Source organism: Flavobacterium sp., from assembly GCF_039930565.1.
Taxonomy (GTDB): Bacteria; Bacteroidota; Bacteroidia; order Flavobacteriales; family Flavobacteriaceae; genus Flavobacterium.
On record NZ_JBDTTP010000029.1, the window covers coordinates 17782 to 44450 of the forward strand.

Here is a 26669-nt window from a genome sequence, read left to right on the forward strand (position 1 = left end):
CATTACAATGTTTAAAAACAAATCATATATCGGAATTTCATTTATTGTTTTAATTTTTGGAATTTATGCTATTCCAAAAATTGTGGACAGAATAAAAAATGATGAGGTTGTTAAAGGAAATCGTCTGGATAATATCGACTTAAAAGGATCAGCTTCAACAGCTAAACTTGAAACTATTGGCCCAGCTCCTAAATTTGAATTGACCAATCAGGACAATATCAAAATTTCTAATCAAAATTATAAAGGGAAAGTATATGTATTAGAGTTTTTCTTCACAACTTGTCCTTCTATTTGCCCAAAGATGAATTTGAGTATGCTGGAAATTGAAAAAACTTTTTTTGGAAATCCTAATTTTGGAATCGTATCCATAACGATAGATCCTGCTCATGATACTCCAGAGGTTTTAAAACAACATGCTAAGGCATTAGGTGTTAAATCAACAAATTGGAATTTTTTGACAGGTGATAAATCGACTATTCTGGACTTATCAAATAAAGGTTTTAACTTATATGCTGGCGAGAATGCAAAAGTAAATGGAGGTTTTGAGCATTCCGGATTATTTGCGTTGATAGATAAAGACGGAAATATTCGTTGTAGAAAAGATGATTTTGGAAACCCGATTTTATATTACGATGGTTTGGATAAAAAAGGTGTAAGAGATATTCAACAAGACATAAAAATATTATTAGACGAATAAGATGGAAGATCATTCATTAGAGAAAAAATACAATAAATATATTATAGCAGTTTCAATTGTAATTCCTACGCTAGTTGGTATTTTGTTTGCAGTCAAATTAAAAGATTTTGGAATCAATGTCGAACCCTTATCGTTTTTGCCGCCTATATACGCTACAATAAACGGTATTACGGCCATTGTTTTAATTTCAGCGGTAGTGGCCATTAAAAACGGAAAGCGTAAAGCACATGAAAGATTAATGACTTTTGCTATTTCTTTGTCACTGGCTTTTTTAGTTATGTATGTAGCCTACCATATGACGGCTGAATCTGTCAAATTGGGTGATTTAAATCATGACGGAATTCTTGATGCAATTGAAAAGGCAAAGATTGGAGCTGTGAGATATTTGTATTACTTTATTTTAGCAACCCATATAATATTATCGATTGTTATTATACCGTTGGTCTTAATTAGTTATGTAAGAGCGATTGGCCAACAATTTGACAGACATAGAAAAATGGCCAGAATAACATTCCCTCTTTGGTTGTACGTTGCTGTAACCGGAGTAGTGGTTTACTTAATGATTTCTCCTTATTATATATAAAATGGAACAAAGAACTAAGAATGGAAAACAAAAAGCAGTTGGAAAAAAGAAAGATTTTATTCAGATAAGACATGTCTTTATTCTTTTCTTTATATTTTCTTCTCTTATCGCTAATGCCCAATGTGCCATGTGCCGTGCTGCGCTTGCAGGAGAATCTAATATTAAGAAAGCTGAAGCAGTAAATGACGGAATTGTTTATTTAATGGTGGTTCCCTATTTGCTTGTAGTTATTATTGGGATTCTTATTTATAAAATGTACCAATCTAAAAAGAAAAGAGCAGCATAATAATGATTCTGCTCTTTTCTTTTTATTTCAATCCGTCAACCGAAACATTTACGGTTCCGTTTATTTTTATAAAAGCAATAATCGCCTGATTCGTCAGTTGAATTTTATCAAACTGTATATCTTCCATTTTCCCGTTTATGAAAACTCCTGGCATTGGTGAATAATTTTTAAGGTAGGAAGCCATAGTTTTTTTTCCTTCTTCTAAATTAGGCTGTATCGAATAACGACAACTTTCCTGCATTTTTTTTAAGATTAATCCTTGAGCTAACCAACTTGCTGTGCGCATCAGTTTGCTTTTGGTGTCTAATACATAATCAAGTTTGTCAAAATATATTTCCTTTGTTTGGGGGTTGTATTGAGGAAATCCGTTTAAATAAATTGTACCGTTTACTGATCCTAATACATCAAGTGCTATAACCATTTTTGCATCTTTATGCCAGATTTCAACATTTTGTACCGTAACTTTTTTACTTCCTGAACCAAATTCCTGTCCTGAGAAATTTTTGGTCATAATTTTTGAAGCATCAATATAACTAGAAATTGCTGCAATATTTGTGGTAATCTGATTCGGAATTTTTGCTACAGGTTTCAAAATAATTTTGCTTGAATTGAATTTAGATTCAGGTTTTTTGCCAATTATAGTTTCCATATTGCATTTCATTCCCATATCTAAAACAAACTGATCGTTTTTGAGTTTTGCAGTAGTAGAGTACACTTCTATCGGAACAATTCTTAGCCAGCTTTCATAAGTATCGCTCATTTGAAATGGCGTGCATATTTTCTCTAAAGCAGACAGGACATTTGGCTTAAAATCCATTGATTTTTCAATAGCTTCATCTATTTTTTTTTCAATTTTAGATTTAAAAATAGAAATGGCAGGATTTATTAAATAGGTGATTGGCATATTTTTTCCAAAAACGGTCATGGTTGGACTTTCACTCCAGTCTAAAGATTTAAATTCTGTTTTGGTATTTAATTTCCAATTTGTGAGAGCAGCCTCACTGGATAATGTTATTATTCCGTTTAAATTAAATTCCCGGGTATCATAAAGTTCAACGCCGAGTTTTTTTATGCCAATTCTATATTTTACAAATGCTTTTAGAGGCAGAATAGTTTTTACTTTGTTCTCAGTAATTGAACCACCATTTTGTATTTTTATGGGTGCCTCTTTCCATATTTTAATTTCAATATCATCATCTTCAATAGTACTATCCTCATAAATTAAGCCGTTTAGAAGAGTATTGGTCTGGTTTTCAATATCTTTAAGTTTTACTGTAATGGGAAGATTGATAAAGGATGGACTGCTTTCATAAATCAAAGGACTGGCATCATCAGGTTCAGGTTTTAAAGTTACCAGCTTTTGAGAAGTTGAACAACTTACCAAGAATATTAATGTTATGAAAAGAAATGTAAAAGAAGAAAATTTCATCTGTAGATTATTAAAGTACGTAAAATTAAGAAAACAATTATATTCTTTTTAAAAACTGTAACAAATAGTTAATAATGTAGTCTTATTCAATGAGTAAAATCAAAACTATTAACTTTTTTTTACACAAAATAAGTAATAAAAATGTTATTATTGTTTTAAAATTTAACAGTATCATGATCGAAATCAAAGATTTACACAAGTCATACAAAATGGGAAGTTCTCAATTGCATGTGTTAAAAGGAATTAATTTTGATATAAAAGAAGGTGAGTTGGTTGCAATAATGGGATCATCCGGTTCAGGAAAATCGACATTACTAAATATTTTAGGAATTTTGGACGAAGCAGATTCAGGAAGTTACATTTTAGATAATACTCCAATAAAAAATCTTAATGAAACAATTGCTTCCCGATATAGAAATAAGTTTTTAGGATTTGTTTTTCAGTCTTTTAATTTGATAAACTACAAAACTGCTCTTGATAATGTGGCAATGCCCTTGTATTATCAAGGAGTTAAAAGAAAAGAGAGATATGAGATTGCGATGAAATATCTGGAGAAGGTTGGTTTAGGTTCACATTCACACCATTTGCCAAATGAACTTTCAGGAGGGCAAAAACAGCGTGTTGCCATTGCAAGAGCTTTGGCTTCAAATCCCAAAGTGCTTTTGGCAGATGAACCAACCGGAGCTTTAGATACCAAAACCTCTTACGAAGTTATGGAGCTAATTCAGGGAATCAATGATGAAGGCAAAACCATTTTAATCGTTACCCATGAACCTGATATTGCTGCAATGTGCAAAAGAAATGTAGTCCTAAAGGACGGATTAATTATAGATGATAAAATGGTAGAACAGGTTAGAGCATCTTCTTATGTTTAATATTGAACGCTGGCAGGAAATATTTGAGGCCATTGCCAAAAATAAGCTTAGAACTTTTCTAACAGGAATTTCTGTGGCTTCAGGGATTTTTATCTTAGTGATTCTTTTAGGTGCCGGAAAAGGACTTCAGAACGGAATTGAGAAACAATTCGAGAATGATGCAGAAGGAATAATTGAAGTCTGGGCAAATACTACCACCAAAGAATATAAAGGCCTTAACGCGGGACGTCAAATTCAGCTAAGGAACAGTGATTATGAACTTTCGGTAAAAAAATACAGTGAGGAGATTGATAAAAAATCATCTTCCAGAAATACCTGGGGAGGAATTGTAACTTACGGAAAGGAATCTGGCAATTATCAATTTAGGGGTGTTAGCCCTGATTATTTAGATATTGAAAATGCTACTATTAAAGAGGGCCGGTTTTTAAATAATAATGATTTGGAAAAAAATGAAAAGGTAGCGGTTATTGGTTTAAAAGTGAAACAGGATTTATTTAAGGAGACAGAAGCAATAGGAAAATATATTTTAGTAAATAATGTTAATTTTAAAGTGATAGGAGTTTTTACTGATCCATCTGGTGAAAGAGAAGAATCAAGGGTTTATATGCCTGTGACCACCAACCAACGCGCTTTTGGAGCTGGTGATAAAATTTCCGGAATGCTGTTTGTTCTGAACAAAAAAAACAATTATGATGAGGCTTTAGCACAATCCAGAAAGTTTACCCAGGAAGTCAAAACATTATTAAAAAGTAAAAATATTATTGCTCCGGACGATAATGCTATTGACGGTTATAATTCAGTTGAAGAAGCAAAACAATTTTATGATTTGAATCTTTATATAAGACTGTTCTTTTGGTGGGTTGGTATTTGCACCATAATTGCCGGCGTTGTTGGTGTAAGTAATATCATGCTTATTATTGTAAAAGAAAGAACAAAAGAAATTGGAATTAGAAAAGCTTTGGGAGCATCACCATTTTCAATTATTTCAATGATACTTCACGAATCTATTTTTATTACTACTATTGCAGGTTTTGTTGGTTTGTTGGCAAGTTTGTTGTTATTGGAAATTGTTGGGCCAATGGTACAAAGCGAATATTTTAGAAACCCTGAAGTCGATTTCAGTGTAGCTTTAACGACACTCGTTCTTCTTGTATTTGCAGGAGCTATGGCAGGTTTCTTTCCGGCATACAGAGCAGCAAAAATAAAACCTATTGTAGCACTTAGAGACGAATAATATGTTTAAAAAAGATAATTGGGATGAAATTTTACAGGCTTTAACAGCTAATGTTTTCAGAACAGTCCTAACTGCTTTTGGTGTGTTTTGGGGAATATTTATTTTGGTAATATTACTTGCAGCAGGAAATGGTTTGGAAAACGGTGTAAAAAAAGGTTTTGACGGAATAGCTACAAACACGATGTTTATGTGGAGTCAGACTACTTCAAAGGCTTATAAAGGGTTGCCAAAAGTAAGGCGGTATGACTTTAGAAATAGTGATGTAATGGCTTTAAAAGAAGCATTTCCGGATTTACTATATGTTTCGCCCCGAAATCAATTAGGGGATTTTAATGGCACTAACAATGTGGTACGCGGAACAAAAACTTCTGCTTTTACAATTTACGGAGATTATCCTGAACTGATCAAGCAGCAACCAATGGATATCATAAAAGGACGGTTTTTAAACCAACAGGATATACAGGAGAGAAGAAAAATAACTGTAATTGGAAAAGGGGTTATTGCTGAACTTTACGGGAAAGAAGAGGAAGCTGTTGGTACTTATATTAAAGTCAACGGAATTAATTTTATGGTAGTGGGAATTTATAATTCAAAACAAACGGGCGGGAATGCGGAGCAGGAACAAAAAAATATCTTTATTCCGTTTACCACTTTTCAGCAATCGTTTAATTATGGGGACAAAGTAGGGTGGATGGCATTAACCGCAAGGGATGGTGCTTCAATAAGTGAACTAAAGCCTAAAATCTTAGAGAAGATCAAAGCACTTCATTCTGTAAACCCCAACGATGATCGTGCTGTAGGGAATTTTGATTTATACGAACAATATAATAAAGTGCAAAGTCTTTTCAATATTTTAAAAATCATTGCTTATTTTGTAGGAACACTGGTGCTGATTTCTGGAGTTATTGGAATTTCAAATATTATGCTAATAGTCGTTAAAGAGCGTACAAAAGAAATAGGTATTCGAAGAGCATTAGGAGCTACTCCGGGAGCAATTCGCAGCCAAATACTATCTGAATCAATATTTTTAACCATTATTTCGGGAATGCTGGGTATTGCTGTTGCTACAGGGATTATTGCAATTTTAAATATGGCTCTGGATTCAATGCCGGCAGATAGTAATACCATGTTTGCAAATCCAAGTGTTGATTTGGGAGTAGTTTTCGTGGCTTTATTAATATTAGTTGGCTCAGGTTTACTGGCGGGATTTATACCTGCTCAGACCGCAATCAATGTAAAACCGGTAGACGCACTACGAACAGAGTAAATTATCAATCAAAAATAATCGATTAAACCAGAATCAAAATGAAAAAAGGAGTTACTGTAACCATTTTAATATTTATCGCTTTAGTTTTTTTTGGCGCACTATATTATTTATATTCCAAAAACCAGGAGTCGCCAATTGTTTTTAAAACGGAAAAACCGGAAGTTAAAACGATTGTAAAAAATACTATTGCTACGGGAAACATTCAGCCTGATGAAGAAGTTCTCATCAAACCTAATATTTCGGGTATTATTGAAGCAGTTTATATTAAGGCAGGAGAAAAAATTAAAGCTGGCGATATGATTGCCAAGATTAAGGTTGTTGCTAATGTATCAAATGTGAGCAGTACACAAAATCAGGTCCAAACTGCCAAAATTGCATTAGACAATCAGGAAAAATTATATCAGAGACAAAAAACCTTATTTGAAAAAGATGTGATTTCTGCGAATGATTTTGATGCAGCACAGTTGGCTTACAAGCAGGCAAAACAGAACTATCTTTCTGCAAAACAAAGTTTGGATATTGTAAAGACAGGTACTACATCATCTTTGGGAAGTTATGCTAATACTTTAATCCGGTCGACAGTTAACGGAATGGTATTGGATGTTCCGGTAAAAGTAGGGAATCAGGTTATTGAAAGCAATAATTTCAATGAGGGTACTACTATTGCCAGTGTTGCAGATGTTGGAAGAATGATTTTTGTTGGAAAAATCGATGAATCGGAAGTAGGCAAAATCAAAGAAAGAATGCCAATTGAAATTACAGTTGGTGCTATAGAAAACAAAAAATTTGACGCGGTATTAACATACATAGCCCCAAAAGGAGTAACAGAAAATGGTGCTATTCAGTTCGAAATTAAAGCTTCTTTACAAAATAAGGATGCCACATTTATCAGAGCCGGATTAAGTGCCAATGCTTCTATCATTTTAGAAAAAGCAGATAAAGTCTTAGCCATTAAGGAATCTCTTGTTCAATTTGATAAGAAAACACAAAAGCCTTATGTAGAAATTGAAACTGCTCCTCAGAAATTCAAAAGAAAAGATTTGATTTTAGGTGTTAGTGACGGAATTTATGTTCAGGTTAAAAGCGGAATTAAAGCTTCAGATAAAATCAAAATCTGGAATCAGGGTCTGATAAATGAAGAGGAGAAAAAATAATTCCTGGTAAAATGAGTTTTTTTGCTTTTAAAAAATGTTAAATTTGTATAGTATTGCTGCTATACGCTGATTCAAAATATATGAAAATAAATAAATATAATACTCTTGTTTTTGCAATATTACTGGTATTTGGATTGTCTGGCTACTCGCAAACAAAACAATGGACGCTGGAAGAATGTGTACGATATGCATTAGATAATAATATCTCAATTAAACTAACTGAGTTAGATGTAAAAAATGCAGCTATAGACAAAAAAGATGCTTTTGGAAGTTATCTGCCTAGTGTAAATGGAAACGTCAACCATTCCTGGAATATTGGCCGAAATGTTAATCCAATAACAAATGTTGCAAGTACAGAAACTTCAGAGTTTACAAGATTAGGACTTAGTTCAAGTATTGATATCTACAAAGGTTTGCAAAATCAAAATATCTACAGAAGAACAAAACTATCTATTTTAGCTTCCCAATATCAATTGGTTAAGATGCAGGAAGATGTTTCACTGAATGTAGCCAATGCATTTTTAGAAATTCTTTTTAATAAGGAGAATTTAAAAGTAAAAAAAGAGCAATTAGCCATCGATGAAAAACGGTTTACACGCTCAGAAGAAATGGTCAACGCAGGAACAATACCGCGAGGAGACTTATTTGATTTAAAGGCAACTGTTGCAACAGACAAGCAAAATATAATTATTGCTGAAAACTCTCTATTAATTTCTAAATTAAGTTTAGCCCAATTATTGCAGCTGAAAGATTTTACAGATTTTGATGTAATTGATGATACAAATGTGAAAGATGAGAATGGAATTTTATTGCAAAATCCAGTTGATATTTATAATAAAGCTAAAGAGATAAGAACAGATTTAAAAATAGCCCAAACTAATCTGGAGATTGCTGAAAAAAATGTAGTTGTTGCTAAAGAGGCATTTCAGCCGTCACTCAGAGGATTTTACTCTTTTGGCACAAGCGCAAGATATAATGATATACCTACCGGACAATTGGATGGAAATGGCAATCAAATTTATATATCTCCTGATCCTGTTTTTAATCAGTTTAGTGATAATAAAGGTCATAACTTTGGTTTAGAATTAAATATACCCATTTTAAACGGATTTTCGGTAAGAAATAATGTCGAACGTAATAAAGTAAATTTAGAAAAATCTAAAATTGATTTAGAACAAAAAAGTTTAGATTTGCAGCGTAATGTTTACACAGCATTTACTGATGCAAAAGGTGCTTTAAATGCTTACGAATCTTCAGTCATAGCTTTAGAGGCCAGACAACAATCTTACAATTATGCAAAAGAAAAGTATGATGTGGGCTTAATGAATTCATTTGATTTCACACAGGCTCAAACTTTATTGACTACAGCACAATCTGATATCATAAGAGCCAAATATGATTATATCTTCAAAATTAAAATACTTGAATTCTACTTTGGAATTCCAATTATTCCACTTATAAAAAACTAGATTATTATGTCAAAAAAAACAATTTATTTCTTAATTGGCGGGGCAATTGTAATTATTGCAGCTTTAATTGGACTTTCAAAATCGGGAGTTATAGGGAATAAGGATGAAGGAAAAGAAGTGGAGATTTCAAAAGTTGTGGCTTCTACAATTGTCGAAACAGTCTCGGCTACAGGTAAAATACAGCCTGAAATTGAGGTTAAGATCTCGCCGGAAGTTTCAGGGGAAATTACCTTATTAAATGTAAAAGAAGGCCAGGTCGTAAAAAAAGGAGATTTATTAGTTAAGATAAATCCGGATTTATATACTTCAAGCTATAATCGTTCAGTTTCTAATTTATCCGGAACAAAAGCTGGTTTAAGCCAGTCTGAAGCCTCGTTTAAGGAAGCAAAGGCAAATTACGACAGAAGTAAGACTTTGTATGATAAAGGTGTGATTTCTAAATCTGATTGGGATAAGGCAATAGCTTCTTTTGAAGTTGCCAAGGCATCTAAGCAAAACGCTTATTATACAGTTCAGAGCGCTTCTGCATCAGTTAATGAAGCAAAGGACAATTTAGGACGTACAACAATTTATGCACCTGCAGACGGAACTATTTCTGTATTGAATGTAGAGTTAGGAGAACGTGTTTTAGGTACACAACAAATGGCAGGAACGGAGCTTTTACGAGTGGCAAACCTCAATAATATGGAGGTTGAAGTCGATGTGAATGAAAATGATATCGTAAAAATAAAAATTGGAGATGAAGCCAATGTTGAAGTTGATGCCTATCTGAAAAAACAATTCAAAGGTGTGGTAACCAGCATTTCAAATTCGGCAAGCAGCACTTTAACGTCTGATCAGGTTACTAATTTTAAAGTAAAAATCCGAATTGTAAAAGAGTCATACCAAGATTTATTAGAGGGAAAACCAAATACTTATTCACCATTCAGGCCAGGTATGACTGCTACTGTTGATATTATTACCACAACTAAAACAAATGTTTTGGCAGTGCCAATAAGTGCTGTTGTAGTAAAGTCAGACACTACAGCTGTAAAAGAATTTAAAGTAGAAGATCCAAACGAGGATAAAAAACAAGCACCAAAAAGTGATAAAAAATTTGAGTGTGTTTTTGTTAAAGTGGGAGATAAAGCAAAAATAAGAATTATTAAAACAGGAATTCAGGATGACACCAATATTGAAGTCATGTCAGGATTAAAACCTGGTGATGTAGTAATTACTGGCCCTTATACTACAGTTTCCAAAGAATTAAATTCAGGTGACAAAGTAAAACTTAAAAAAGCGGATACCCCTAAGAAATAAATAAAGGAGTATTTAACAACATAACTTTTTAAAATAAATAAATTGTCTTTTATTCTCAATATCGAAACAGCAACAAAAAATTGTTCAGTTGCAATTGCTAAAAATGGCGAAACAATTTTATGTAAAGAAATTGCAGAAGAAGGTTATTCGCATGCTGAAAAATTACATGTCTTTATTGAAGAAGTAATTGCTGAAGCTAAAATTAATGTTCATGATTTGGTTGCTGTCGCCGTAAGTCAGGGGCCTGGCTCTTATACAGGTCTCCGAATTGGGGTTTCGGCAGCAAAAGGTTTGTGTTATGCATTAGGCATTCCATTAATTGCTGTTGATACGCTGCAAACTTTAGCTTCACAGGTCAGTTTTAATGATGGATTAATTGTTCCAATGCTGGATGCAAGACGTATGGAAGTATATAGTGCAATTTTAAATTCTAAACTTGAAACTATAAGAGAAATTCAGTCCCAAATTATTACAGAAGATTCTTTTAATGAATATGCGGAGACTATTTATTTTGTAGGTGATTGTACAGATAAATGCAAGCCGGTATTAACCAAAGAAAATTTTATATTTTTAGAACAAATAAAATATCCTTCAGCCAGGGATATGGGTAAAATCAGTTATGATAAGTATCAAATAAAAGACATTGTAGATGTAGCTTATTTTGAACCGTATTATTTAAAAGATTTTATGATTACTACCTCAAAAAAACAATAGATGTTTTATTTTTGAAGGGTATAAGGCTGAATCGCAATACCTGCTTCATCTAAGGCTGTTTTGCAATTCTCTAAAGTTTCAGAAAAAACAGCTCCATAGTTTTCGTTTTTAGCCCACGGACGAACCGCAAATTCTACAGAACTTGCCGTTAAATTTTTTACAAAAACTTCTGGTGCAGGATTTACAAGCACTTTTGGGTTCTTTATTAAAACATCCAGGAGTATGTCTTTCGTTTTTTTTATGTCTGAATCATATGAAACTGCAAAAGTCAAATCGGCTTTGCGCTCTCCCTGCATCGAATAATTGATGATGTTTCCATTGGATAATGCTCCATTCGGAATAAAAACAGTTTGATTGTTTCCTGTAATTAATTTTGTAACAAAAATTTGAATTTCGATGACAGTTGCAATCACACCCTGAGCTTCAATTGTATCTCCTACTTTAAAGGGTTTGAAAAGGATGATAAGCATTCCGCCGGCGAAATTAGAAAGTGAGCCTTGTAATGATAAACCTACCGCTAATCCCATTGCTCCTAATATGGCTACAAAGGATGAGGTCTCAATTCCTAATTTTGAAATAAAAGTTACAAACAATAAAACCCGTAATGCCCACAACAAAATATCAGCAAGAAATTTAGTTAAAGTAGGATCCAGATTTCTTTTAATCATTATTTTTCTAATGATCCTGTTGGTTAACCGAACGGCATATAAACCGATAAATAAAATTAAGAATGCAGAAATTAATTTGGGTGAATAATCAAGTAATACATTCACAAATCTATTAGCGTAATTACTGAGTTGGTCCGGATTGACATTCATGGTTTTAATAATAAAAAAACCTTCCCAATGAGAAGGTGTATTAGTTGGGCAAATATAAAAATATTATCCTCATAAGAAAAGAGATGTTTTTTATTGTAAAGACAATTACTCATCTGAGGTTATCGCTTTTTCGCTATCATCTACTACCGTATCATAGATTGGTTTTGATTCCTCTTCTGCACTCATTTCTTTTACAGAATCAATAATGACGTTTATTGAGTGTGTCGCTTTTTCAACATATTCGCTTACGATATCCTTGGCCTGACTGGCATACTCAACCGCATCTTCCAATATAGGTTCAGAAGCTTCCTTTACCTTACTAAAAGTTTCCTCAGCGAATGTTTCCACTTTTTCAATATATGAAACTTCAGTTTGTTGAGTTTGCTCATCCGTTTTTTCAATGTGAGCCTCCGCATTAGTTGAAACCTCAGCTTTTACAAAAAAATTTTTAAAAAATGATGATATTCCCATGATTCAATGTTGATTAAGTTAGAATACAATATTAACTATTTTAACTAACTTATTATGTTATATGTGACAAATATTGAAGATATAATACATGAAAAAAGCGTCTTAAAGACGCTTTATATAATTATCGTATTGATATTTATGCATTTAATGCTTCAACAGTAATTTGCTCATCGTTTAACATACTTTTCAGCATATTTTCGATGCCGCTTTTTAAGGTAAAGGTTGATGAAGGACATCCACTGCAGGCACCTTGTAAAATTACTTTCACAACTTTATTTTCTTCATTATAGGAATCAAAAGCAATATTTCCACCATCAGCAGCAACGGCTGGTTTTACATACTCCTCAAGGATATTAATAATTTGCTGTGAAGTAACATCCAGTTTGTCAAAAGCCTCATCTTTTGTAACGTCATTTTTTGTAGCTACTTCAATTAAGTTTTCATCCAGAACAGTGCCTCCATTTTCAATAAACTGCTTGATGAATGTTCTGATTTCTAATGTAATCTCCTGCCAGTCGTTAATATCATATTTAGTTACCGAAATATAGTTTTCATCGATAAAAACTTCTTTTACATAAGGAAATTTAAATAATTCCTTGGCTAATGGAGAGGAAGTGGTCTGATCAATGTTTTTGTATTCAACTGCATTTTTTGTCAGCATCCTGCTCACAACAAATTTTAAGGCAGAAGGATTAGGAGTTGTCTCACCATAAACGGTAATAGGTTGCTTTTTTGATTTAGTTTCGTCAATATTAATAATAATCCCGCCCTTTTCTATAAAAGCTTCAATTTGTTCCGCGACAGCGTCTTTTACATCATCCCATTCCACAATACTGTATCTTTCCAGGGCTATAAAATTTCCTGATATGTAAACAGTTTTGACAAACGGTAAGTAAAATAATTGTTGTGCTAATGGAGATGATTGTGCTTCATCAATATTCTTAAATTCAAAACTTTGATTTGTAGTAATAAAATCTTCAAATTCAAACTTTAGTATGGTAGGATTTTGAGTTTCTTTTATTGTGATCTTTGTCATGGCATATTATTTTTTGCAAATTTACTAAAGTTATTTTCTACTAATACCTATATTTGGTTTTTTAATAAAATAATTAAGTTTGTTTTGGCAGTTTTAAAACTGTTTACGATAAGAATCTTAATAGTCATACAATCAACCTTACATGGAATTTAGAATCAGGACTTTATTAATTTTTATAATTACTTCATTTTATTCCTATTCCCAAGAAGGTATTCCAGTATATTCTGATTATTTATCTGATAATTATTATTTGATTCATCCTTCTATGGCTGGTGCGGCTAATTGTGCCAAGATTAGGCTGACCGCAAGAAAACAATGGTTTGGACAAGATGATGCACCTGCTTTGCAAACTTTAAGTTTTAATGGAAGGCTGGGCGAAAGATCTGGAGGCGGTATTATAGTTTTTAATGATAAAAACGGATATCATTCGCAAAAAGGGGTCAAACTTACTTATGCACACCATATTATGTTTTCCAGGGATGAGATTGATTTGAATCAGCTTTCTTTTGGAATAAGTGCAGGAATGATTCAAAATCAGTTGGATGAGACCAAATTTGGAGAAACTTATGATCCGCTTAATTCTCGTTCAATTCAAAATGATTCTTATTTTAATGTTGATTTTGGTGCTTCCTATAATTATTTGAATTTTTATGCCCATGCAACTGTTCAGGGTATTTTGGAAACCAGAAGACAATTATATACAGATTATGAGACTGATAACCTGAGAAAGTTTTTATTGAGTGCGGGATATGTTTTTGGAAAACACGAAAATATCACCTGGGAGCCTTCCGTTTTATTCCAATTGTTCGATCAGACAAAAGAAAAATCAATTGATGTAAATTTAAAAGCGTATAAAAATATGGATTTTGGAAGCCTTTGGGCCGGATTATCTTATCGAAGAAGTTTTGATGAAGCAGAATATAGTTCTGGAAGCGGAATGGAATCTCAAAAATTGCAATATATTACACCTTTGGTAGGTGTAAACTTTAAAAACTTTATGTTTGCTTACACATATTCTAACGTAACAGGAGATGTAAAATTTGATACTGGCGGTTATCACCAAATTACTTTAGGAATCAATTTGTTTTGTAAAAAAGAACGTTACGATTGTAATTGCCCTGCAATTAATTAAAATTTTTATTATGCTCATTAAATCTGTAAACGGAAAATCACCTATAATCCCGGGTGATTGCTATGTAGCCGAAAATGCTACTATTGTAGGAGATGTTTCTTTTGGACATTCCTGCAGTGTTTGGTTTAACGCCGTTATTCGTGGTGATGTACATTTTATTAAAATCGGGAATAAGGTAAATATACAGGATGGAGCAGTTATACATTGCACTTATCAAAAACATCCTACTATTATAGGAAACAATGTGTCAATTGGGCATAATGCAATTGTTCACGGCTGTACAGTACATGATAATGTTTTAATAGGAATGGGTGCGATTGTAATGGATAATTGCATAATAGAGAGTAATTCTATTGTTGCTGCAGGTGCTGTTTTAACGCAAAATACAGTTGTGACTTCCGGTAGTATTTATGCCGGCGTTCCAGCGAGAAAGGTAAAAGATATTGATCAATCTGATTTTGCAGGCGAAATTGAACGTATTTCAAATAATTATGTAATGTATTCAGGCTGGTTTAAAAAAGAAGAATAAATTATAAATTGATTCTTTCAAAAAAAGCATTTTTGTAGCTTTCACTAATAGGAATTCGTTTGCCATTTATCAAAACCTTATTTTTCTGTATTGATTTTACATGTTTAATATTGATGATATAAGATCTGTGAATTCTCGAAAATCCCTTACTTGAAAGTAAATTTTCAAGTTTTATTAAACTGATTAAGGTAAGCGTAAATTTATTATCAATAGTGTAAATTTTGACATAATCCTTTAAACCTTCAATAAAAAGGATTTCCGAAAAATTCATTTTTACATTTTCATATTCTGCCCTTACAAACATAAAATCCTTATCTATTTCCGGTGTAGTTGTAGTTTCGGAAATTGCCTGAACAGATAAACCCGAATTAAAAATTTGCTGTGCCCTTACAACCGATTTTAAGAACCTATGAAATGGAATGGGTTTTACCAGGTAATCAACAGCGCCAAGATTAAATCCCTCAACGGCATAATCAGAATAAGCAGTTGTAAAAATGATTAAAGGCTTTTTTTCGATAGTATCTAAAAATTCAATTCCTGAAAAATGCGGCATCTGAATGTCAAGAAAGATTAAATCAACGTTAGTTTGATTGATGAATGAAATAGCATCAATAGCGTTATTAAATGTACGCAACAATTCTAAAGAATCTATCTTATTGACAAAATCTTCTAATAATTCAACTGCTAAAGGCTCATCGTCTATAATTACACATTTCATTTGTTGAAAAATTAGATTTTAAAGTTTTGTTTCGGCAATAAAAATAACTTGAAAGCGGTGAATTAAGTTTAAAATTTTCATAAAAAGCGAATTTAATTTATTGCCGTCTGAATCTTATCTAATTCCAAATTTAAATCTACACGATAATATTGGTTATCCTGTGTAATAATAAGTTCATGCGCATTAGAATATAGTAAATCAAGTCTGTTTTGAATGTTGGCTAAGCCAATTCCGGAATTGTCGGGATCTTTCACATAATTTTCGATCGTATTTTCAATCTGAAAATCCAAATTATTATCTAATATGAAAATCCTGATTTTAACGTGGGCTGCACCTTTATAATCTGTACCATATTTAAAAGCATTTTCTACAAATGAAATGAGAAGCAAAGGTTCAATAAACTTGTTTTTAGTATCACCGTGAACATTTATAACAATGTCCTCAATATTATTGAGTCTGAGTTTTTGTAATTCAATGTAGTTTTGAATGTAATTTATTTCTTTTTCTAAAGCCACCGTTTTATTATCAGTTTCATACAGCATATAGCGCATTAATTCAGATAACGTGACTATTGCATCAGGCACCAAATCAGATTTTTTGTGCGCGAGGGAATAAATACTATTCAAAGAATTGAATAAAAAATGTGGATTTGTTTGCTTACGGAGATAAATCAATTCAGTATTCGTTCTATGGCTTTCCGCTATTAGTTTATTCTGCTGATTGTTGTAAAATTCTGAAAGTGTTCTAATAATAGCACTTATGGTAATAATTAAAAAATAAAACAAGGAAGGGCCAATCTTAAAAAAAAGGGGTTGTCTGGCTCTTATTATTTTTATATTTCTCCCTTCTTTAATGAAATCTGAAACATCCGGGGGTAACATTTTGGGAGATAGCATACTTATAGGTCGTAGATGGTTGAATTCAGGAATGAAATAATTAATCCTGATCACCATAAAAAGTAATATCAAAGCAAGCACAAATGAAAAATACAGCCAGTATTTTTTTTCTAAAAGCAAAGCAGGAACCATATAAAAATAGTTCAGATAAAATAATACAATTCCTGTTACCCATTGTACATAAAAATCATTATTGATCCTGAATGGACTTTCATAAAACTGTATCAATGAAGTCAGGATAAAGAAGGTCCATATAATACTATGGAACAAAACTTTATTTGAATTTGTATTTTTAATAACACCTATATTCATTTAGATTTTAATTTTTAATAAAATTAAATCTTTTTTTGTCATAGATGGTGATATGTTTTGATTAAGCTTTTTTACTACTAAATCCCCTGCTTTCAGTGCGTCCTCCTCCGAATAAAAACTTTTGTTTTTGCTAATCACTGGAATGATAGTTTGTTTTATTATAACCTTATCACCCTTTGCAATAGTATAACCCCAGCCTAAATTTGTTTTTATAGATTTTACCTGGAATTTTTCGTTTTTTAAACAGGCTGTAAATTGCAGAAGAAATAAAATTAAAAGTAAATTCCTCCAGAGATTGTTCCGGAAGAATTTAGAGTTCAAGGAATTAATTGTCATCATCATTTTGCTCTTCCAGAGGTTTAAATTCCCAGGCATCATCAAAATAAGTAGATCCTGTTCTTCCTAACATATAGAAACCGCGATTATTTATGGCATACGCTACTGCATCAGTTCTTGCTGACCCCTCCATTAACGTTCTTTCTTCCCAGAGATCAGTTGTTGGATTGTATTCCCAAACAGTTTTGATATTTTCGCCACCAACGACATAACCCAATCCGTTCATGCTGAAACTGGAAGCATTAGAGCGTGTTATAGCGTAGTCATCATTGTAGCTGTAATCATCATCATCGTCTTGGTCAATGTCGCGTTTTCTTGTCCAGACATCAGTCAATGGGTCAAATTCCCAAAAATCCTCCTGATTAATACCGTTATTTGCGCCTGTACCTAAATAGGCTTTTTTATTGATAACAAAAACCGTGGCATTACGTCTTTTATTACCACTAAATCCGCTCACAATTGACCAGGAATTCAAAATATCATCATATCGGTAAAAATCTTTTAAATAATTTCCATCATAACCAGTACCGAAAAAAGCTTTTCCGCCTACCTGAAAGCCTACTGCACCATAACGTGCTGTTCCTTTAAATTCAGCTTTTGATTCCCAGCTGTCACCAACAGGGTCATATTGATAAAAATCTTTTAGTTTATTTGTCCCATCATATCCAAGACCAATATAGCCTTTGCCGTTAAGTTCAAAACTTGATGCTGAACTTCTTCCTATTCCGGGAAAATCAGCTTTTTGTTCCCAATAATCTTCATTTGAGTTGTAAGCCCATAAATCGTTTAAATACTCGTCTCCTGTGTAACCAGTAGTAACATAAGCATAATCACCAATGACAAAGCTGGTAGCGCTTGATCTGGCTGGTCCGTCAAAAGCTGATTTTTTAATCCAGTTTCCAATTAAATCATCGTCGTCGTCGTCGTTATTGCAGCCTATAAAAAATAGACTAGAAAATAGTGCCGCGAATAATATTCCTTTTTTTAAAGTATTCATATATGTAATGTTATGTGGATTTGTTCTATAGTTTTTTTTAATTATTTAATGATGTCAAATGTAGTAGCAGAACAGTTTTAAAAAAAAGAAGATATATGTATACCCCTTTTTTATAGACTAAACTGTGTTTCTGCCAGTCGAATGGAATAATTGATTTTAAAAACCAATTATAGATTGTTTTGTTCCGTTTATAGTATAAAAGTGGCGGGCTGTATATGTTATGGTAATGTTCAGAATCGGGCTTTTATATTTGTTCAAAAATAGTATTATGTATAAGTATTTATTGATGTCGTTGTTCCTCATAACTATAATGTCGTGTGGAACTGATACCGATGCCGGAGAATTTGTTGTAGGATCTGATTATTTGTCAGTAAGCAATAAGGTGATTTTAATTGATACAGTAACAGTTGAGATGTCTACAATCAACTTTGATTCATTGGTTACTTCTGGTCAAAGCCGGATTTTAATTGGAAATTACGATGATGCTATTTTTGGAAAAATAAAATCGGAAAGTTATTTTCAACTCGCTTCAGATCATTATACTTTGCTGAGCGAAGGGTCAGATACGAATGCGCCTAATTACGTTTTTGACTCTATATCGATGATTTTAAAATATGATAATTATTATTATGGAGATACGACCAAAGTTCAGACTTTTAATATTCATCGGGTAACGCAAAAAATAAAACCGAATACCGACGATGATTCTTTTTATAATAATTCGGCATTGAATTATAGTAGTGAGGCTTTAGGCAGTATCTCGTATAAACCTCGTCCTAAGGAAAAGGATTCTGTCAATATTAAAATGAATGCGGTGTTTGGTGAAGCGCTTTTCCAAAAATTAAAAAAAAGGGAGATTACAGATTTTGAAACTTTTTCAGAATACTTAAAAGGTCTTGTTCTTGTTCCTTCAACATCAAATAACTCAAGTGTAATAGGATTTAATTTAACTAGTAAAGTAAGATTGTATTACTCGAAATATCAAGGAGATGCCGAGACTTCCATTGTAAAAGATTTTACGATTTTGGATGCTTCAAAACAGTTCAATTCTATTTCATTGGACAAAACCGGGACTTTAATTCAAAATTTACCTGTTTCAAGTAGTAATTTATCGAGTTCACTAACCAACCGTCAGGGATTTGTTCAGTCTGGGACAGGAGTTGCTTGCAGAATAGATTTCCCCAACATTAAACAGCTTAAATATATCTCTGATAAGGGTTCAATAGTCGATGCTGAATTGATTCTGAAACCGGTGAATAATTCCTATTCTGAAAAATTTCCTTTAAAGGATTCATTACAGATTTATGTCGCTGATAAGCTGAACAGGATTAGTGGTATGTTATTAAATTCTGCGGGAAGTTCTGTTTATGGGCTTTTAAATAAAAAAAGTGACGAGTTTAATGAAAATATTGGTTATTCCGTCTCAGTAGGCAGTTTTTTGCAAAAACAAATGTTAAGGCAGTCTGATTCTAAATCAGCATTGATATTAACATTGCCAGGGATTGCTAAAACTGTTGACAGGCTCATACTTGGAGACCAAAAAAATTCGAATAACAAAATTCAACTGAAAATTTATTACATCTCTTATTAATGGAAAATAAATACGCCTTTTTAAGCTGTCTTATTTTAATGTACCTGAACTCCTTTTCACAAAGTATCTCGAGTTCACCTTATTCCCTATATGGTTTGGGAAGTTTGTATGATTCAGATTTCGGATCAATCCCGGCAATTAGTTCATCAGGAATTGCTTTGCCATCTGATGATTTTATCAATAACCTTAATCCGGCTTCTTTAGGTTACCTGCCTCAAAATCATTTCATGTTTGATATAGGAGGAAAGGCTATTGGAACTACTTTTCAAAGTAGTTCTAAATCAGAAAAGCGTAATAATTTTCAATTCTCGCATATTGCTTTTGCTTTTCCTGTTACAAAAAAATCAGGATTTAGTGTTTCATTAAGGCCTTATTCGAGCGCTTCATTTAAAATATCAAATTTAAAACTACCGGTTGAAAACAGTTCAGAATATTACACTTTAGATGCAATAGGAGCAGGTGGACTTAATAATTTTGATTTTTCGTATGGATATAAAATAAATAAGAAACTGTCTGTTGGGGTTTCGGCAGTTTTGCTTTTTGGTACTACTACTGATGATAGAAATTATACAGTAGCAAATTCAATTACAGCTATCAGTAAAAAAACTAATTATAACGGGTTACGTGCAACTCTTGGAATACAATATAAAATAGATTCAACTTTTACCATAGCCACAACTTTTAAAGCACCAACCCGGATTAATGCCTCAAAAGTACAATCTGTTCAAACGGTTGCAAATGAAGTTATAACGACTGTAGAATCTGATATAGCTTCAGATACAGAGGATTATTACATGCCATTGGAAATTGGTTTTGGAATCAGTAAGCGATTTAAGAACAATTTAAACCTGTCATTCGATTATGAAAAAAGTTTTTGGAACAGTACAAATCAATCAGAATTATATGGTGATTTTGTAAACCAGGATAGATTCGCTCTTGGATTTACTTTTATGAACAAAAAAAATGTCAGAAATTATTGGGACAGGATTCAATTTGGGACAGGATTTAATTTTGATACAGGCTATCTGGAAGTGGATGGAAAAAGAGTAAATAATGGTGCTGTTTCTTTTGGTATTTCCTTACCAATAGAGAATACTTTTTCTGCTGTAAATATTGCCTATTCCTACGGGCAAAATGGCAAAATAGGGGATGGTTTGATAAAAGAAAATTACCATAAAGTATCACTCAATTTATCTTTGGACGGCATCTGGTTTGTCAGGCGAAAAATAGAATAGTTTAAAAATCTGCCTGGACAATAGGATATTTTTGATCTAAAATTGTATTTAAAACCATTGGATTTGTATTGGTATAAAAAACAGGGTTCATTTTTTCTGAATCACAAAACCCAACCTTTTCACGTAAAATAGCTTGAGTTTGTCTTGCGACAGCTTCTCCAGAATCGATAATATGAATGTGCTCAGGCAGTATTTTTTTAATCTGTGGAATTAAATAGGGGTAATGGCTACATCCCAAAACAAGATAATCAATATTGGCATCAATCATAGGTTTTAAATAGGATTCGAGCAATTGGGTCATTTCAGGCGAATTCAGATTTCCATCCTCAATTAACTGAACCAGTCCATAACCGACTTGTTCAATAATTTTGGTGTCATGAAACATTTCTGCAGTTTTATTAAACAGTTCACTGTTCAGTGTTCCTTTTGTAGCTAATATGCCAATAACCTGTGTTTTAGAGTTGTTTGCGGCGGGTTTAATAGCTGGTTCAATACCAATAAACGGAATGTCATATTCAGCTCTAAGCTCACTTATAGCGTTTGTAGTAGCCGTATTACAAGCAACAACAATCAATTTGCAGTTTTTAGCCAATAAAAAGTCAACGTTTTTTTTGCTTAAAGCAACAATTTCCTCTTTGGTTTTTTGACCATAAGGAGCATTTTTACTATCTGCCAAATAAATGGTTTTTTCATTAGGAAGCAGTTCATGAATTGCTTTCCAAATAGATGTTCCTCCAATTCCGGAATCAAAAATCCCAATAGGTTTGTTGTTTGTCATAAAACAAATTTACATATTTTTGATACAAATTTATTTTTCAAAATAATAAAAAAAACTGCTCAAACTTTAAAAAGTAGTGAGCAGTTTTTATAAAAAAAATATTTTTTTAAAACCCTAAGTCTTTTTTAACGTCAGCAGTCAAGTTTGGACCATCAGACAATAAAAGAGTAGAACCATCTAATACATATTGGAAACCTTTAGCTTTACCCACTTTTTGGATAGATGCTTTAACTTTTTCCATTAGAGGTTTTACGATGTCAGTTTCTTTTTGTTGTAGTTCTTTTTGTGCGTTGTCCCTGTAATCACCAATTCTTTTTTGCATGTCCTGAACTTCTTTTGAACGCTCACCATTTATTGCTTCAGTTGTAGTGGCAGCCTCGGCTTCGTACTTTTTGATTTTCGTTTGATATTCCTCAATCATTTTTTTGTATTCAGCATCATATGTACCACTTAATTTCTGTAATTGATTTTGAGCATCAAGCATTGCAGGCATCTTCGACATAATTTCGCTAACATCAACATGAGCTGTTTTAGCCTGCGCATTCATTGTATTGTTTGCAGTTAAAATAAGCACTGCAGCAATTAGTAAAGTTTTGATTTGTTTCATCATTTTAAAATATTAATTAATTATTGGTCGTATTTGTTTTCTCTGTCAAAGGATCTTTTGCTTTTTTAGCAGCTTCCCTTTCTTCTAAGATTTTCTTTTTTTTCTCTTCTAATTCTTTTTTACGTTGTTCGTAAAGTTTTTGTCTTTCTTCAGCTTTTTGTTCAGCAGGTGCACCTTTTAAAGTAGTCTCCGGTTTTGCAGTTTCTGTTTTTGTTCCTTCTGTTTTAACAGGTTCAGAAATCGTGCCATTTTTTTTCGCCTCTCTTTCAGCTGCTATACCATTTCGTCTGTCCTCATATTCTTTTTTCTTGGCTTCTTGTTCCAGTTTTCTATCACTCAGCAATTTTTCTCGTGCTGCTTTTCTTTCATCCAGGGCTTTTTGCCTGTCTGCCATAGCCGGATTTTCATCAATAGCATTCTCAAGATTTTCTTTCGTTTCCTGTTCTTTTAATTGTTTTTTGGTCAGCTGCTCTCTTTTGTCTGTCCTGTTTAGCACACGGATGACCTGATCGCTGATATCAAATCGTTTTGCTGAAAAAAGCATAGTCAAATCAGAAGATTTGTCGAAAATAAAATCATAATTTTTAGCCTCTGCAATATCCTGAACAGCTGTAAAAACCTGATCTTGTATTGGTTTTGCCAATGCTGCTTTTTGAAACATTAAATTCCCGTTAGAACCAAATTGTTTTTGCTGATAATCCAGCATTTCGGTTTCTAAAAATTTAATTTCAGTTTCTCTTTCATCAATAAGTTCTTTTGTAAGTAAAGCTTTTTCGGCTTTAAGATTTTCCTTTAACTTATTAATTTCAAGCTTTTTTGTTTCTGTTTCCTGTTTCCATTTCTGAGCTTTTATTTCAAGCTGAGCTTTGGCTTCTTTGTAATCAGAAACATTTTCTAATATATACTCCATGTCAATGTAGCCAATTCGCGTCGATCTTGTCTGAGCCTGACTTGTATGAGCTACAATCAAGGCTAAAAATATAAATAAAAATTGTTTTCTCATAACATTACTTTATTTCTGAATTTTTAACCAATTAACTTTTTAAAATTGTTGTCCAATAATAAAATGGATTTCCTTACCATGCGCTTTAGTTTCACCTGGCTGAGGATCAAATCCATAACCCCAGTCAACACCTAATAATCCAAAAGCCGGCATGAATACCCGTAAACCAACACCAGCTGAACGGTTCAAATCAAATGGATTATACTCATTAAACTTTGCATAAGAATTACCCGCTTCTAAAAATGCCAATGCATAAATAGAGGCAGATGCTTTCAATGTAATTGGATAACGTAATTCCATAGAGAATTTATTATAAACGGTTGCTCCAATTTGTTCTCCATTTGCATTTACGGGTGTCAGGGAGTTATTTTCGTAACCTCTTAATTGTATTGTTTCCCTGCCATCCATAGAGTAATTGGCCATTCCGTCCCCACCTAAATAAAATCGCTCAAAAGGTACAAGACCTCTGTCCTGATTATAGGCTCCTAAGAATCCAAATTCAGTTAATGTTCTTAAAACTAATTTACCATACAATTTAGTATACCAGTCTGCCTTAAATTTAACTTTATAATATTCTAACCAATTGTATTTCTTCTGGTCTACCTTAGCTGGGTCTGCACCTGCTTCATCAGCAGTTCCAACAGGGTTTCTGTTGGCATCAAGATAAGTTCCTTTTGGAGTAATAATATTGCCAAATGAATCTTTGATATCTTCAGTAGTTTTTAACTTGTATTCCTCTTTTTCTCCAAGCTTACCATAATCAATACCATTCCATAAAGAATAAGGAGGCGTAACTTTGGCAGAAATACTAAATTCAGAACCATAAGTAGGAAATATTGGGTTTACTCCTTTATTGCTTCTGGAAAGTCCAATAGTGTATGCTAAGTTTCTTGAAGCCCCATTTCCGAAAGTAAATAAACCGGTATTATAATTATTTAAATCATAATGCTGATAACTTACAGATTGTGACAATACAAAGAAGTCATCAGGAACAGTTAGTCTTTTAGCTAAACCAACCTGTAAAGTAAAAATATTAAAGCTTTGACTTTTATCTACTCTTCGTGTTTGGTAGTTGTTTAAGAACTGTTTACTGTATGAAATAGAGGTGCTGAATTGTACCGGTTTTTTCCCTCCAAACCATGGCTCTGAGAAAGAAACGCTGTAAGTTTGAAAATAGGTACTTCCCTGCAAACGAAGTGATACTTTTTGACCGTCTCCCATTGGCAATGGTTTATAGGCCTCTTTGTTAAATATATTTCTTGCTGAAAAGTTATTAAATGACAGTCCTAAAGTCCCTATAAAACCTCCTCCGCCATAACCACCCTGCAGTTCAACCTGACTAGATCCTTTTTCAACCAGATTATATTCAATGTCAACAGTTCCGGCAGCAGCATCAACATTTTTAAATTTAGGATCAATTGCCTCAGGATCAAAAAATCCTAATTGTCCAATTTCACGTATTGTTCTGACCAATTGTTCTTTGCTATATTTTTCCCCAGGTTTGGTTCTTAATTCACGATAAATAACATGATCATTCGTTTTATCATTTCCAACTACTGATATTTTATTAAAATAAGCAATTGGACCTTCAGTAATTCTGATTTCAAAATCGATAGTATCATTGACAGTTTTTACCTCTACGGCATTGATGTTAGAAAATAAATATCCATTGTTTTGGTATAAATTCGTAATATCTTCTGCATCAGGTTTGGTTTTGTCGGCAATTCTTTTTTCAAGTAAGACACCATTGTAAGTTTCTCCTTTTTTGATTCCCAAATAACGATTTAATAATTGATCCGAGTAAACGGTATTGCCTAAAAATTTAATATTTCCAAAGAAGTATTTGTTTCCTTCTTCCATATTAATTTTAATATCAAGCATGTTTTTTTCTTTGTTGTAAACAACAGAATCATAAATAATTCGGGCATCACGATATCCTTTTTCTTTATAGGCTGCAATAACCTTCTCCAGATCGGCTTTGTATTTTTCAGGAATAAATTTTGAAGATTTTAGAACACGAAATACATTCTTTTGTTTCGTGTCTTTCATTTTGCTTCTCAATTTGGTATCTGTCAGCTGTTTGTTTCCTTCGAAATCGATGCTTCTTATTTTAACTTTATCTCCTTTATCTACCCTTACAAGCATATTGACATTATGGCCTGAAACAGAATCGGTTGGAGTAGTTGTAATAGTAACTTTTGTATTATAAAAACCTTCTTTTTTATATTTGTTTTCGATATAGTTTTTTGTAGTTGTAATTAAGTTTTCGTTTACAATCTTACTTTTAGTTAGACTATTGTCCTTTATGAGTCCCTCAACTTTACTTTTCTTAATACCAACAAATTTTACTTCATTTAACTTAGGAAGTTCTATTATGTTTAAGTCCAGATAAATACTGTCATTTTCAACTCTGTTTACATAAAAACTAATTTCGTCAAAAAGACCAAGTTTACCTAATTTTTTAATTGCTCCGCTTATTTCTTCACCAGGAACGGTAATTTGCTGTCCTTTTTGAAGCCCTGAAAATGTTACAACAGTTTGTTCGTTAAAACTTATTTTACCAACAACAGAAACTTTGGCAAGAATGTATTGTTTTCCCTGGTCAAAAGGGATTCTGTCTTGTGCTTTTATTTGAGAAAAACTACCCAAGAGAACTAGAGTAAGGACTATTTTTATACTTTTTTGTAACACTAAAAAATTATTTAATTTGTTCACTGGTTTTTCCAAATCTGCGTTCTCTTTTTTGATAACTAATAATAGCCTCATATAAATCTTGTTCTTTAAAGTCTGGCCAGAGGACATTGGTGAAATATAATTCTGCATAGGCAATCTGCCAGAGCAAAAAATTACTTATTCTATGTTCTCCACTTGTTCGTATTAATAAATCTACGTCTGGTAAATTTTGCGTGTAAAGATGCTCATTTATAATTGAATCGTCAAGACTGTCTATTGAAATTATATTATTTTTAACTTTATCACAAATGGTTTTAATTGCACTTACCAATTCTTCTCTTGAGCCGTAACTTAAAGCTAAAGTCAGTGTTAGTCGCGTGTTGTTTTTTGTTTTTTCTATAACATCCAACAATTCTTTTTGTGCTGATTTTGGTAATTTTTCAAGATTGCCAATTGCGTTCAGCTTAATATTGTTTTTTTGCAGTGTAACCAATTCTTTTTTTAATGAATTGATAAGCAATTTCATTAAA

Annotated in this window: 27 protein-coding genes; 14 read left to right on the top strand and 13 right to left on the bottom strand. The window is 32.6% G+C overall.

What is annotated here, in order from left to right:
* Positions 1 to 7: 7 nt before the first annotated feature.
* The 3 genes from ABI657_RS09225 to ABI657_RS09235 are packed head-to-tail and all read left to right on the top strand — an operon-like array spanning position 8 to position 1566.
* Positions 8 to 697, top strand: coding sequence for an SCO family protein (locus ABI657_RS09225; RefSeq protein ID WP_348096962.1), 690 nt, complete (start codon positions 8 to 10; stop codon positions 695 to 697).
* Between the two features lies 1 nt (position 698).
* Positions 699 to 1280 (top strand): DUF420 domain-containing protein, encoded by a 582-nt coding sequence (locus ABI657_RS09230; protein WP_348096963.1) that lies wholly within the window; start codon positions 699 to 701, stop codon positions 1278 to 1280.
* Position 1281: 1 nt separating this feature from the next.
* Entirely contained in the window at positions 1282 to 1566 is a 285-nt protein-coding gene (locus ABI657_RS09235; protein WP_348096964.1) for a hypothetical protein, read from the top strand.
* A 22-nt stretch (positions 1567 to 1588) separates the two neighbouring features.
* Here ABI657_RS09235 and ABI657_RS09240 read toward each other — a convergent pair whose 3' ends face one another.
* A complete protein-coding gene (locus tag ABI657_RS09240; protein ID WP_348096965.1) occupies positions 1589 to 2995 on the bottom strand; it encodes a DUF4403 family protein in 1407 nt (468 codons plus the stop codon).
* A 173-nt stretch (positions 2996 to 3168) separates the two neighbouring features.
* Here ABI657_RS09240 and ABI657_RS09245 point away from each other — a divergent pair, with 173 nt between their 5' ends.
* From ABI657_RS09245 to tsaB, 7 genes are all read left to right on the top strand, one after another.
* The gene (locus ABI657_RS09245) at positions 3169 to 3870 is read left to right on the top strand and encodes an ABC transporter ATP-binding protein (protein ID WP_348096966.1); all 702 of its coding nucleotides are present in this window, start codon (positions 3169 to 3171) and stop codon (positions 3868 to 3870) included.
* Positions 3863 to 5104, top strand: coding sequence for an ABC transporter permease (locus tag ABI657_RS09250; RefSeq protein ID WP_348096967.1), 1242 nt, complete (start codon positions 3863 to 3865; stop codon positions 5102 to 5104). Before ABI657_RS09245 ends, ABI657_RS09250 begins: the two co-directional genes overlap by 8 nt.
* A gap of 1 nt (position 5105) precedes the next feature.
* A complete protein-coding gene (locus tag ABI657_RS09255; protein ID WP_348096968.1) occupies positions 5106 to 6371 on the top strand; it encodes an ABC transporter permease in 1266 nt (421 codons plus the stop codon).
* Positions 6372 to 6409: 38 nt separating this feature from the next.
* Entirely contained in the window at positions 6410 to 7525 is a 1116-nt protein-coding gene (locus tag ABI657_RS09260; protein ID WP_348096969.1) for an efflux RND transporter periplasmic adaptor subunit, read from the top strand.
* A gap of 80 nt (positions 7526 to 7605) precedes the next feature.
* Positions 7606 to 8994, top strand: a complete 1389-nt coding sequence (locus ABI657_RS09265) for a TolC family protein (RefSeq protein WP_348096970.1) — start codon at positions 7606 to 7608, stop codon at positions 8992 to 8994.
* 6 nt (positions 8995 to 9000) lie between these two features.
* Complete coding sequence (locus tag ABI657_RS09270; protein ID WP_348096971.1) at positions 9001 to 10293, top strand: efflux RND transporter periplasmic adaptor subunit; 1293 nt, start codon at positions 9001 to 9003, stop codon at positions 10291 to 10293.
* A gap of 42 nt (positions 10294 to 10335) precedes the next feature.
* Positions 10336 to 11007, top strand: a complete 672-nt coding sequence (tsaB, locus tag ABI657_RS09275) for a tRNA (adenosine(37)-N6)-threonylcarbamoyltransferase complex dimerization subunit type 1 TsaB (protein ID WP_348096972.1) — start codon at positions 10336 to 10338, stop codon at positions 11005 to 11007.
* Between the two features lie 5 nt (positions 11008 to 11012).
* On the opposite strand, the gene ABI657_RS09280 is transcribed toward tsaB, so the two are convergent.
* The 3 genes from ABI657_RS09280 to ABI657_RS09290 all read right to left on the bottom strand — a co-directional run bounded on the left by ABI657_RS09280 (position 11013) and on the right by ABI657_RS09290 (position 13332).
* Positions 11013 to 11825: a mechanosensitive ion channel domain-containing protein gene (locus ABI657_RS09280; protein ID WP_348096973.1), complete on the bottom strand. Its 813-nt coding sequence runs from the start codon at positions 11823 to 11825 to the stop codon at positions 11013 to 11015.
* 105 nt (positions 11826 to 11930) lie between these two features.
* On the bottom strand, positions 11931 to 12296 hold the full coding sequence (locus tag ABI657_RS09285; protein WP_348096974.1) for a YtxH domain-containing protein: 366 nt from the start codon (positions 12294 to 12296) through the stop codon (positions 11931 to 11933).
* A 136-nt stretch (positions 12297 to 12432) separates the two neighbouring features.
* Positions 12433 to 13332 carry a NifU N-terminal domain-containing protein gene (locus tag ABI657_RS09290; protein WP_348096975.1) on the bottom strand — a complete coding sequence of 300 codons (900 nt, stop codon included), beginning with the start codon at positions 13330 to 13332 and terminating at the stop codon, positions 12433 to 12435.
* Positions 13333 to 13474: 142 nt separating this feature from the next.
* On the opposite strand from ABI657_RS09290, the gene ABI657_RS09295 reads away from it, so the two are divergent.
* Complete coding sequence (locus tag ABI657_RS09295) at positions 13475 to 14464, top strand: type IX secretion system membrane protein PorP/SprF (RefSeq protein WP_348096976.1); 990 nt, start codon at positions 13475 to 13477, stop codon at positions 14462 to 14464.
* Positions 14465 to 14474: 10 nt separating this feature from the next.
* A complete protein-coding gene (locus tag ABI657_RS09300; RefSeq protein ID WP_348096977.1) occupies positions 14475 to 14993 on the top strand; it encodes a gamma carbonic anhydrase family protein in 519 nt (172 codons plus the stop codon).
* Between the two features lies 1 nt (position 14994).
* Here ABI657_RS09300 and ABI657_RS09305 read toward each other — a convergent pair whose 3' ends face one another.
* From ABI657_RS09305 to ABI657_RS09320, 4 genes are all read right to left on the bottom strand, one after another.
* Positions 14995 to 15711, bottom strand: a complete 717-nt coding sequence (locus ABI657_RS09305; RefSeq protein ID WP_348096978.1) for a LytTR family DNA-binding domain-containing protein — start codon at positions 15709 to 15711, stop codon at positions 14995 to 14997.
* A 92-nt stretch (positions 15712 to 15803) separates the two neighbouring features.
* Complete coding sequence (locus tag ABI657_RS09310) at positions 15804 to 16919, bottom strand: histidine kinase (protein ID WP_348096979.1); 1116 nt, start codon at positions 16917 to 16919, stop codon at positions 15804 to 15806.
* On the bottom strand, positions 16920 to 17297 hold the full coding sequence (locus ABI657_RS09315) for a DUF4907 domain-containing protein (protein WP_348096980.1): 378 nt from the start codon (positions 17295 to 17297) through the stop codon (positions 16920 to 16922).
* Entirely contained in the window at positions 17245 to 18252 is a 1008-nt protein-coding gene (locus ABI657_RS09320) for a kelch repeat-containing protein (RefSeq protein ID WP_348096981.1), read from the bottom strand. Before ABI657_RS09320 ends, ABI657_RS09315 begins: the two co-directional genes overlap by 53 nt.
* A 268-nt stretch (positions 18253 to 18520) precedes the next feature.
* Here ABI657_RS09320 and ABI657_RS09325 point away from each other — a divergent pair, with 268 nt between their 5' ends.
* Complete coding sequence (locus tag ABI657_RS09325; RefSeq protein ID WP_348096982.1) at positions 18521 to 19843, top strand: DUF4270 family protein; 1323 nt, start codon at positions 18521 to 18523, stop codon at positions 19841 to 19843.
* On the top strand, positions 19843 to 21078 hold the full coding sequence (locus ABI657_RS09330; protein ID WP_348096983.1) for an aromatic hydrocarbon degradation protein: 1236 nt from the start codon (positions 19843 to 19845) through the stop codon (positions 21076 to 21078). The genes ABI657_RS09325 and ABI657_RS09330 overlap by 1 nt, the downstream gene beginning before the upstream one ends.
* 1 nt (position 21079) lies before the next feature.
* Here the strand turns inward: ABI657_RS09330 and murI are convergent, their stop codons facing one another.
* The 5 genes from murI to uppS all read right to left on the bottom strand — a co-directional run.
* Positions 21080 to 21856, bottom strand: coding sequence for a glutamate racemase (gene murI, locus ABI657_RS09335; protein ID WP_348096984.1), 777 nt, complete (start codon positions 21854 to 21856; stop codon positions 21080 to 21082).
* Positions 21857 to 21962: 106 nt separating this feature from the next.
* Entirely contained in the window at positions 21963 to 22466 is a 504-nt protein-coding gene (locus ABI657_RS09340; RefSeq protein ID WP_348096985.1) for an OmpH family outer membrane protein, read from the bottom strand.
* Positions 22467 to 22479: 13 nt separating this feature from the next.
* Entirely contained in the window at positions 22480 to 23466 is a 987-nt protein-coding gene (locus tag ABI657_RS09345; protein WP_348096986.1) for an OmpH family outer membrane protein, read from the bottom strand.
* A 39-nt stretch (positions 23467 to 23505) separates the two neighbouring features.
* Positions 23506 to 26232 carry a POTRA domain-containing protein gene (locus tag ABI657_RS09350; protein ID WP_348096987.1) on the bottom strand — a complete coding sequence of 909 codons (2727 nt, stop codon included), beginning with the start codon at positions 26230 to 26232 and terminating at the stop codon, positions 23506 to 23508.
* On the bottom strand, positions 26165 to 26669 hold a 505-nt coding region (gene uppS / locus ABI657_RS09355; RefSeq protein ID WP_348096988.1), incomplete at its 5' end, for a polyprenyl diphosphate synthase. The genes uppS and ABI657_RS09350, both read right to left, overlap by 68 nt.

Coding starts and splice junctions, on each gene's coding strand:
- ABI657_RS09240 (WP_348096965.1), bottom strand. CDS start 2,995: ATGAAATTTTCTTCTTTTACATTTCTTTTCATAACATTAATATTCTTG.
- ABI657_RS09245 (WP_348096966.1), top strand. CDS start 3,169: ATGATCGAAATCAAAGATTTACACAAGTCATACAAAATGGGAAGTTCT.
- ABI657_RS09260 (WP_348096969.1), top strand. CDS start 6,410: ATGAAAAAAGGAGTTACTGTAACCATTTTAATATTTATCGCTTTAGTT.
- ABI657_RS09225 (WP_348096962.1), top strand. CDS start 8: ATGTTTAAAAACAAATCATATATCGGAATTTCATTTATTGTTTTAATT.
- ABI657_RS09315 (WP_348096980.1), bottom strand. CDS start 17,297: ATGATGCCTGGGAATTTAAACCTCTGGAAGAGCAAAATGATGATGACA.
- ABI657_RS09340 (WP_348096985.1), bottom strand. CDS start 22,466: ATGATGAAACAAATCAAAACTTTACTAATTGCTGCAGTGCTTATTTTA.
- ABI657_RS09320 (WP_348096981.1), bottom strand. CDS start 18,252: ATGAATACTTTAAAAAAAGGAATATTATTCGCGGCACTATTTTCTAGT.
- ABI657_RS09285 (WP_348096974.1), bottom strand. CDS start 12,296: ATGGGAATATCATCATTTTTTAAAAATTTTTTTGTAAAAGCTGAGGTT.
- ABI657_RS09325 (WP_348096982.1), top strand. CDS start 18,521: ATGTATAAGTATTTATTGATGTCGTTGTTCCTCATAACTATAATGTCG.
- ABI657_RS09300 (WP_348096977.1), top strand. CDS start 14,475: ATGCTCATTAAATCTGTAAACGGAAAATCACCTATAATCCCGGGTGAT.
- ABI657_RS09270 (WP_348096971.1), top strand. CDS start 9,001: ATGTCAAAAAAAACAATTTATTTCTTAATTGGCGGGGCAATTGTAATT.
- ABI657_RS09290 (WP_348096975.1), bottom strand. CDS start 13,332: ATGACAAAGATCACAATAAAAGAAACTCAAAATCCTACCATACTAAAG.
- murI (WP_348096984.1), bottom strand. CDS start 21,856: ATGACAAACAACAAACCTATTGGGATTTTTGATTCCGGAATTGGAGGA.
- ABI657_RS09305 (WP_348096978.1), bottom strand. CDS start 15,711: ATGAAATGTGTAATTATAGACGATGAGCCTTTAGCAGTTGAATTATTA.
- ABI657_RS09310 (WP_348096979.1), bottom strand. CDS start 16,919: ATGAATATAGGTGTTATTAAAAATACAAATTCAAATAAAGTTTTGTTC.
- ABI657_RS09230 (WP_348096963.1), top strand. CDS start 699: ATGGAAGATCATTCATTAGAGAAAAAATACAATAAATATATTATAGCA.
- ABI657_RS09265 (WP_348096970.1), top strand. CDS start 7,606: ATGAAAATAAATAAATATAATACTCTTGTTTTTGCAATATTACTGGTA.
- ABI657_RS09250 (WP_348096967.1), top strand. CDS start 3,863: ATGTTTAATATTGAACGCTGGCAGGAAATATTTGAGGCCATTGCCAAA.
- ABI657_RS09280 (WP_348096973.1), bottom strand. CDS start 11,825: ATGAATGTCAATCCGGACCAACTCAGTAATTACGCTAATAGATTTGTG.
- ABI657_RS09235 (WP_348096964.1), top strand. CDS start 1,282: ATGGAACAAAGAACTAAGAATGGAAAACAAAAAGCAGTTGGAAAAAAG.
- ABI657_RS09350 (WP_348096987.1), bottom strand. CDS start 26,232: ATGAGGCTATTATTAGTTATCAAAAAAGAGAACGCAGATTTGGAAAAA.
- ABI657_RS09345 (WP_348096986.1), bottom strand. CDS start 23,466: ATGAGAAAACAATTTTTATTTATATTTTTAGCCTTGATTGTAGCTCAT.
- ABI657_RS09330 (WP_348096983.1), top strand. CDS start 19,843: ATGGAAAATAAATACGCCTTTTTAAGCTGTCTTATTTTAATGTACCTG.
- ABI657_RS09255 (WP_348096968.1), top strand. CDS start 5,106: ATGTTTAAAAAAGATAATTGGGATGAAATTTTACAGGCTTTAACAGCT.
- ABI657_RS09295 (WP_348096976.1), top strand. CDS start 13,475: ATGGAATTTAGAATCAGGACTTTATTAATTTTTATAATTACTTCATTT.